We start from the raw sequence: 7,861 nt of genomic DNA, 5'->3' as shown, positions 1-7,861 counted from the left end.
CGGCCGAGGAGGGCGCCTCCGGGGCCGTCCGCGGACCGAACGACGGCGTGCCCGCCGCGGCCCTCGCGACGCTGCCCGGCCCCCTCCCGCAGGCGCTCGTCGACGCCGCCGACCCGGACGTCCACCCCGGTCGCCCGGCGGACCGGCTGCACGGCGGGCGCGGCGACGGCCGCCCGGTGGCCGAGGCGGACCGGCTCGCGTTCTGGGAGGCGGCCGGCCGACGTCTGAGCTGGGAGCGGCCCTTCACCCGGACGCGCTCCCTCACCGCCCCGGACCCGGCCGCCGAGCGCGGCCCGGAGATCCGCTGGTACGAGGACGGCACCCTGAACGTGGCCGTGAACTGCGTGGACCGGCACGTGGCGGCGGGGCGCGGGGAGAAGGTCGCCCTGTACTTCGAGGGCGAGCCCGGCGACCGCCGCGCCGTCACCTACGCGCAGCTGCAGCGCGAGGTCGCCCAGGCCGCGAACGCCCTCGAGGAGCTGGGCATCGAGGCGGGCGACCGCGTCGTCGTGTACCTGCCCGTGCTCGTGGAGACGATCGTCATCACGCTGGCGTGCGCGAGGATCGGCGCCGTGCACTCGCTTGTGTTCGGCGGGTTCTCGGCGGAGGCGCTGCGGTTCCGCGTCGAGGACACGGGCGCCAAGCTGCTCGTCACCACCGACGGCCAGTTCCGCCGCGGCGCCGCCGTCCCCGTGAAGGCCAACGCGGACGAGGCCGTGTCCGGGGACAACGCGATCGAGCACGTCCTCGTCCTGGACCGCACGGGCCACCGGGACATCCCGTGGACCGAGGGCCGGGACCTGTGGTGGCACGACGTCGTGGACCGCCAGCCGGACACCCACACCCCGCGCGCCTTCGACGCGGAGCACCCGCTGTTCATCATGTACACCTCCGGCACCACGGGACAGCCCAAGGGGCTCGTGCACACCTCCGGCGGGTACCTCGCGGCGGCCTCGTGGACGCACGACTTCCTGTTCTCCCACCCGGACCCGGCGCGGCGCGACGGCGACGTGCACTGGTGCACCGCGGACCTGGCCTGGGTCACCGCGCACACCTACGAGATCTACGGTCCGCTCTCGAACGGGGTCACGCAGGTGATCTACGAGGGCGTGCCGAACGCCCCGCACCCGGGCCGGCACTTCGAGGTGATCGAGCGCTACCGGGTGACGAGCTACTACACGGCGCCCACCCTGATCCGCTCGCTCAAGGGCTGGCATCCGGACGGAATCCCGGCGCACGCGGACGGTGGCCCAGACCTGTCCTCGATCCGCCTGATCGGCACCGTGGGCGAGTCCGTGAACCCGGAGGCCTGGACGTGGGCCCGCACCCAGATCGGCCGGGACACCCCGGACCTGCCGATGGTGGACACGTGGTGGCAGTCCGAGACGGGCGCCACCGTGCTCTCCCCGCGCCCCACGGACACGGCCTTCAAGCCGGGCTGCGGCTCCCGGCCCCTGCCGGGGGTGGACGTGGCCGTGGTCGACGACGATGGCGCCCCCACGCCCGAGGGCCTGCAGGGCCGGATCGTGGTCACCCGCACCTCGCCGTCGATGGCGCGGACCGTGTGGCGGAACCCGGCCCGCTACTTCCACTCGTACTGGGAGGACTACGCGGACCAGGGCGAGGCGGGCTGGTTCCTCGCCGGCGACGGCGCCAAGCGGGACGAGGACGGCGACGTCTGGATCCTCGGCCGCGTGGACGACGTCATCAACATCTCCGGCCACCGGCTCTCCACCATCGAGATCGAGTCCGCGCTCGTGGCGCACCCGCACGTGGTGGAGGCCGGCGTGTGCCCCGTGCCGGACCCGAAGACGGGCCACGCGGCCGTCGCGTTCGTCGTGGCGCACGAGAGCTGGCTGGCCGGCGACGACGGCCCCGGCGCCTCCGCCGCCGACCGCGCCGAGGAGCTGCGGCGGCATGTGGGGCGGGTGATCGGGCCGGTGGCCAAGCCCGCCGAGGTGGTCTTCGTCCCCGACGTGCCCAAGACCCGCTCCGGCAAGATCATGCGGCGCCTGCTCACCCAGCTGCACCAGGGCACGACCATCGGCGACACCACGAGCCTGCAGAACGAGTGGTGCATCCCGCAGATCGCCGAGGTCGTGGCCGCCCGCCGCTGACGCCCAGCGGCGCCCGTCCCCCGCCCTCGGCTTTCGTTCGAGAAACGGACGGCGCGCCGCGCGCTTTCGTTCACGAAAGGCACGGCGCGCCGGACGCACTCGCGCGACGGGCCGGTCAGCCCGCGAGGCCCTCGGAGAGCTTCTGCATGTCGAACACCTCGTCCTCGGCGGGACGCTCCGGAGCCTGGACCGCGTTCCACTCGGTGAACGTCGCAGTGGCGTCCGCCTCGGACTCCACGGAGTTCACGTCCTCCAGGCGGTACAGCTCCTTGGTCTCCTTGTCGACGTACATGGTGCGCCCGAAGTCCTTGTGCTCCTCCGGGAGGGCGTACTTGAGGACCTTCCTGCCGTCCAGGTCCACCTCCTCGGCCTTGACGTCCTTGCCGTTGAAGGCGTCCGCGGCCGGCATGTCCTCCTCGAGGTCGTCCATCACGGTGCCGAGGGAGAGCTCGCCCATCCCGGAGGCCTGGTCGGCCGGCATGAGCATCCAGCGGTCGCCCACGATCTGCTGGAAGGCGTCCATGCCCTCCGGCGCCTGCCCGCCCTCCGCCTTGTTGATCCTCATGTAGACGTCCTGGCCCAGGCGCAGGATGTCCATGTTGACCTCTCCGTCACCCATCTTCGCGGCGACCGTGCCCTTCAGGTGCGAGTCGTCCGTGGCGCCGGCCAGGTCAATGGTCCCGGACTGGATGTCCGAGGAGGACGAGGCCGACGCGGAGCCCGAGGCGTCCTCCTTGGCGGTGCCGTCCATCTTCAGGTGAAGGCTCTGGGCGTCCACGACCTTCTGGCGGACCTCCGGCCAGCTCTCCTCCAGGGTGGGCTGGGTGGCGCAGGCGGAGAGCAGCAGCCCGCCGGTGGCGAGCAGGGCGGCGGCGGCGATCTTGGGGGACTTCATGGCGAGCTCCTGACTCGGGGCGGCGCCGCGGGAGCGCGGCGCTCAGTCGATGACCCCTCCACCATGCCGCCTCGGCGCGGGACCCGTCACGCGTCGCACGCCCCGGCCGCACGGATCCGCGCGGCCGGGGCGGATGCCGGTCAGCGGCGGAACCCGGCCCCCCGGTGGTCCTCCGGCAGCAGCGGTCCCGCGCCGGCCACGTTCTCGCGCAGGGTCCGCCCGGCCTCGGGCTCACGCAGCACGCCGCGCCGCCGCAGCTCGGGGCTCACGAGCCGGGCGAACCGCTCGAGGTCCGTCGGACGCACGGCCGCGGAGATGTTGAAGCCGTCCACGCCGGTCTCGCGGTGCCAGCGCTCGAGCTCGTCGGCCACGGTGGCCGGGGACCCCACGATCACCGGCCCCCGCCCGCCCACGCTCACGAACTCGGCCACCTCGCGCACCGTCCAGCGCCGGTCCGGCGACTGGGTGGTGAACGCGGCCAGCGCCGTCCGCGAGGCCTCGCTCTCCACGTGCTCCAGCTCGGCGTCCGGGTCCAGGCCGGACAGGTCCACCCCCGTCCAGCCGCCGAACAGCGCGAGCGCGGACTCCACGTCCACGTGCTCGTGGTACGAGGCCAGCCGCGCCTGCGCCTCCTCGTCCGTGTCCGCGACGACGACGGTCACCATCGCCAGCACGCGGATCGCGTCCTCGGGGCGGCCGGCCTCCCGCAGGCCCTCGCGGGTCTGCTCGACGAACCGCCGCACGTGCGCCGTCGTCGGGCCGATGTAGAAGACCGCCTCCGCGTGCTCGAGCGCGAACCGTCGCCCCCGCGAGGACGCGCCGGCCTGGAACAGGAACGGGGTGCCCTGCGGCCCGGGGTGCGCGAGCGCGACGCCGGGCAGGCGCACGTGCGGGCCCTCCACGTCGATCGGGTGCACCTTCGCCGGGTCCGCGAACACCCCGGACTCGCGGTCCGCCACGACGGCGTCCCGCTCCACGGACCCCTCGAACTGGCGGTACATGGCGTCGAGGTAGGCGTCGGCGCGGTCGTAGCGCTCGTCGTGCCCGGGCTGCCGGTCCAGGCCGAGGTTGCGCGCGGCCGAGTCCTGGTAGCCGGTCACCACGTTCCACGCGATGCGCCCGCCCGTGAAGTGGTCCAGCGAGGTCAGCGTGCGCGCCAGCAGGTAGGGCTGCTCGTAGGTGACGGACGCGGTGACGCCGAAGCCCACCCGCTCGGTGACGGCGGCCATCGCCGAGACCACCGTGAACGGGTCCAGCAGCGGCCACTGCACGCCGCCGCGCACCGTGGCGTCCACGCCGCCGCCGTGCACGTCGTACAGCCCGAGGATGTCCGCGAGGAACACGGCGGTGAACCCGCCCTCCTCCACCGTGCGGGCCAGGTCCGTCCAGAAGGACAGCCGGTCGAACTCGTGGGCGCGGGACTCGGGGTGCCGCCACAGCCCGGGCGACTGGTGCACGGGCGTCACCATGTCGAACGCGCTGAGGATGAACGGGGCGGGGGCGGGGGTCGCGGTCATCGGGTCTCCAGGGTCACGGGGGCACGGTCGGCCGGAACGACGGCGGCCGGCCCGTCCGCCTGTGGGGCCAGGATGGCGGCGTCGTCGGCCACGAGGTCCGTCTCGGGGCGGGCCACGGGGTCACGGGCGAAGCGCGTGGCGATCAGCGAGAGCGTGGCCAGCAGCGTCAGGTACGCGGCGATCAGCCACGGTGTGTGGCCGCCCGCCTCGTACAGCAGCGCCGCGATGAACGGGGCGAACCCGCCGCCCACCACCGTGCCGAGCTGATAGCCCAGGTTCACGCCCGAGTACCGCACGCGCACCGGGAACTGCTCGGAGAACCACGCGGCCTGCGGACCGTAGACGCTGTCGTGGGCCACGTTGATCACCAGCACGACGACGAGCGGCAACACCGCCAGCGCACCGGCATCCACGACGGCGAACAGCACCCAGCCCGCCACCGCCGTGAGCGCGTACCCGACCCGGGACACCCGGGCACGGCCCACGCGATCCGAGACCGCGCCCCAGAAGGGGGTGCTCAGCAGCCCGATGGCCGAGGCGACCATGATGGCGGAGACGAGGACGCCGTCGTCGGCGCCGCGGAGCACGAGGTAGCTCACCAGGTACGCGGTGACGAGGTAGTAGAGGCCGTTCTGGCCGAGACGCAGGCCGGCGGTCACGAGCACGGGGCGGGCGTGATGGCGCAGCAGCTCGACGACGGGCGCGCGGCTGACGGTCCCCACGTCCCGGTGCACGCGGAACTCCGCCGAGTCCTCGACGCCGAGGCGGATGGCCAGGCCCACCACCACGAGCAGGCCCGAGGCGAGGAACGGCAGGCGCCAGCCGAACGCGGCGAACTGCTCGTCGGTGGTGACCAGCTTGACCAGGGAGAACGCGCCGGTGGCCAGGAGCATGCCGGCCGAGGAGCCGACCTGCGTGAACGAGCCGAACAGGCCGCGTCGGCCCGCGGGGGCGTGCTCCACCGACATCAGGGCGGCCCCGCCCCACTCCATGCCGGCCGAGACGCCCTGCAGGCAGCGCAGCAGCACGAGTCCGGCCACCGCCCACCAGCCCGCCTGGGCGAACGTGGGCAGGACGCCGATGAGCATCGAGGCGCCGCCCATCAGCAGCAGCGAGATGACCAGCAGGGCCTTGCGGCCCACGCGGTCCCCGAAGTGGCCGGCCACGATCCCGCCCAGCGGGCGCAGCACGACGCCGACGGCGAGCGTGGCGAACGAGGCGAGGGTCGCCCCGAACGCGGTCTGGCCGGGGAAGAACTGCACGTTGAACACGAGCGCGGCGGCCAGGCCGTAGAGGTAGAAGTCGTACCACTCGATGGTGGTGCCGATGAACGAGCCGAGCGCGGCCCGGCGACGGTGGGTGCGCAGGGTGCTCATCGGGCGGCCTCCCCGGGGGCGGGGGCGTCGCCGAGGGGCGCGGAGGCGGCCGGGGCGTCGCCGATCGCGTTGAGGCCCTCGGGCACGGTGCCGTTGATCCAGTAGTCGCCGATCGCCCGGGCACGGAACGCGATGGGGTTGTGCGTGGCCACGGTCTGGGCGTTGCGCCAGTGCCGGTCCAGGCCCTTGGCGGTGCTCGTGGCGGAGGCCCCGCCGGTGAGGAACAGCTCCTGGGCGGCGCCGAGGGCCAGCTCCGGGACGGTCACCTGGGCGTGCTCCACCGCGAGCTCGGCCCACGTGAAGGAGGCGGGCACCTCCTCGGGGGCGCCGGAGCCGGTGCGGCCGGCGTCGTGGTCCGCGAGCGCCGCGTCCAGGGCGTCCGCCGCCGAGAGCACCGCGGCCTCGGCCGTGAACGCCTTGGCCGCGATCCGTCCGACGGCCTCCTGGATCAGCGGGTCCTCCCGGAACGGCAGGCCCAGGCCCGTGTTGAAGGTGCGCACGCGGGCGGCCACGGCGTCGGCGGCGTCCCGGCGGGCCGCCCGGGCGATCCCGGCGAGGACCGCGAGCAGGATGAGCTGGAACCACGCCGCCTCGTAGACGGCCTCGGCGCTGCCGGGCACCCGGTCGAGCACGTCCTGCGGCGGCACGGCGACGCCGTCGAACACCGCGGTGCCCGTGCCGGTCAGGCGCTGGCCGAACCCGTCCCAGTCGTCGTCCAGCCGCACGCCCGGGGCCTCCACCGGCACGACGGCGAAGCGCCGGCCCGGGGCCGGGTGCCCGTCCGCGTCGGTCTGGGCGGCGGAGACCCGCGTGTGCGAGGAGAAGATCGAGCCGGTCGCGTAGAACTTGGTGCCGGTCAGGGTCCACGGGCCGTCGCCCGCGGCCGGCGGGGTCAGGACCGTGTTGAGTGTGCCCAGCGCGTTGCCGCCCTTCTCGGTGGATGCGTTGCCGACCGTGGCGCCGGCCAGGATCCGGGCATGCCAGCGCTCGCGGACGGCGGCGGGCTGGAAGCGGAGGGAGTCGAGGAAGCCCAGGTGCGAGCGGTAGAGGTGCGCGACGTTCGCGTCCGCCTCCGCGAGGTCGATCAGCAGGGCCACGGCGGTCCGCACGTCCACACAGGGCCCACCGGCCTCCGCGGGGACCCGCAGCGTGGCGAAGCCGGCCTCGTTGAGCGCGCGGACCTCCGCGAACGGGAGGATCCGGCGGCGGTCGCGCTCGCGGGAGCCTTCGGCGACCCGCGCGAACACCGGGGCGAAGTGGCGGCGCAGGCCGGCCAGGTCGCGGGGCAGGTCCGCGGGGCGCACGAGCGGCGGGACGGTGCCGAGCGGGGTGGGCGCGTCCGTCGGGTCGGTGAGTGGCATGTCGATCTCCTCGGTCCGGAGGCGTGCATCCCGCCGGGCGCGGTGCCGCGGGGCGTGGGTCGTGTGGAGGCCCACGCTAGGAGCAGCGCCGGGGCCGTGTGCCGGCCGCGGTCACATTCGGCGGGCCGGGCGCGGGGAGGGCGCCGGCCGGGGCCGGGGTGGCGCGGCGCGCCCCTAGGCTGAGCCCGTGCGCCTCGTCCTGCTCGTCCTGCTCTCGCTGCTGAGCCAGCAGCTCGGCGCGTCCGTGGCGGGCCTGCTGTTCGACGACGTCGGCGCGTCCGCCATGGTCGCCCTGCGCGTGGTGTTCTCCGCGGCCGTGCTGCTGCTCGTCACCCGGCCGAGCCGCGCCGCCCTCGCCGGCCTGGGCCCCCGGGGGTGGGCCGCCGTCGTCGGGCTGGGCGCGGCGATGACCGGGATGAACCTGGCCATCTACGAGGCGTTCGCGCGGATCCCGCAGGGCGTGGCCGTGACGTTCGAGGTGCTCGGGCCGCTGGCGCTGTCCGTGGCGGCGCGGCCGTCGTGGCGGTCGGCGGCGTGGGCGGCACTCGCTCTCGCCGGGATCGGGGTGCTCGGCCGGGAGGGGTTCAGCGCGGAC

General features: G+C 74.7%; 5 protein-coding genes and 1 pseudogene. 2 read left to right on the top strand and 4 right to left on the bottom strand.

Features of this window, described 5'->3' with window-relative positions; all coding sequences use genetic code 11:
- On the top strand, window positions 1–2,117 hold a 2,117-nt coding region (acs, locus tag MHY29_RS10215; protein ID WP_370643511.1), incomplete at its 5' end, for an acetate--CoA ligase.
- 115 nt (window positions 2,118–2,232) lie between these two features.
- On the opposite strand, the gene MHY29_RS10210 is transcribed toward acs, so the two are convergent.
- From MHY29_RS10210 to MHY29_RS10195, 4 genes are all read right to left on the bottom strand, one after another.
- Window positions 2,233–3,012 (bottom strand): hypothetical protein, encoded by a 780-nt coding sequence (locus tag MHY29_RS10210; protein ID WP_224355734.1) that lies wholly within the window; start codon window positions 3,010–3,012, stop codon window positions 2,233–2,235.
- Window positions 3,013–3,152: 140 nt separating this feature from the next.
- Complete coding sequence (locus MHY29_RS10205; RefSeq protein WP_224355735.1) at window positions 3,153–4,529, bottom strand: LLM class flavin-dependent oxidoreductase; 1,377 nt, start codon at window positions 4,527–4,529, stop codon at window positions 3,153–3,155.
- Entirely contained in the window at window positions 4,526–5,905 is a 1,380-nt protein-coding gene (locus MHY29_RS10200; RefSeq protein WP_224355736.1) for an MFS transporter, read from the bottom strand. The genes MHY29_RS10205 and MHY29_RS10200 overlap by 4 nt, the downstream gene beginning before the upstream one ends.
- The gene (locus MHY29_RS10195) at window positions 5,902–7,266 is read right to left on the bottom strand and encodes an acyl-CoA dehydrogenase family protein (protein WP_239240950.1); all 1,365 of its coding nucleotides are present in this window, start codon (window positions 7,264–7,266) and stop codon (window positions 5,902–5,904) included. The genes MHY29_RS10200 and MHY29_RS10195 overlap by 4 nt, the downstream gene beginning before the upstream one ends.
- A gap of 187 nt (window positions 7,267–7,453) precedes the next feature.
- On the opposite strand from MHY29_RS10195, the pseudogene MHY29_RS10190 reads away from it, so the two are divergent.
- Window positions 7,454–7,861, top strand: a pseudogene (locus MHY29_RS10190) (EamA family transporter); the annotation flags it as partial.

The sequence above is a fragment of the Micrococcus sp. ACRRV genome, assembly GCF_022346985.1.
GTDB lineage: Bacteria > Actinomycetota > Actinomycetes > Actinomycetales > Micrococcaceae > Micrococcus > Micrococcus porci.
This window is presented reverse-complemented; position numbering and strand designations above follow the sequence as displayed.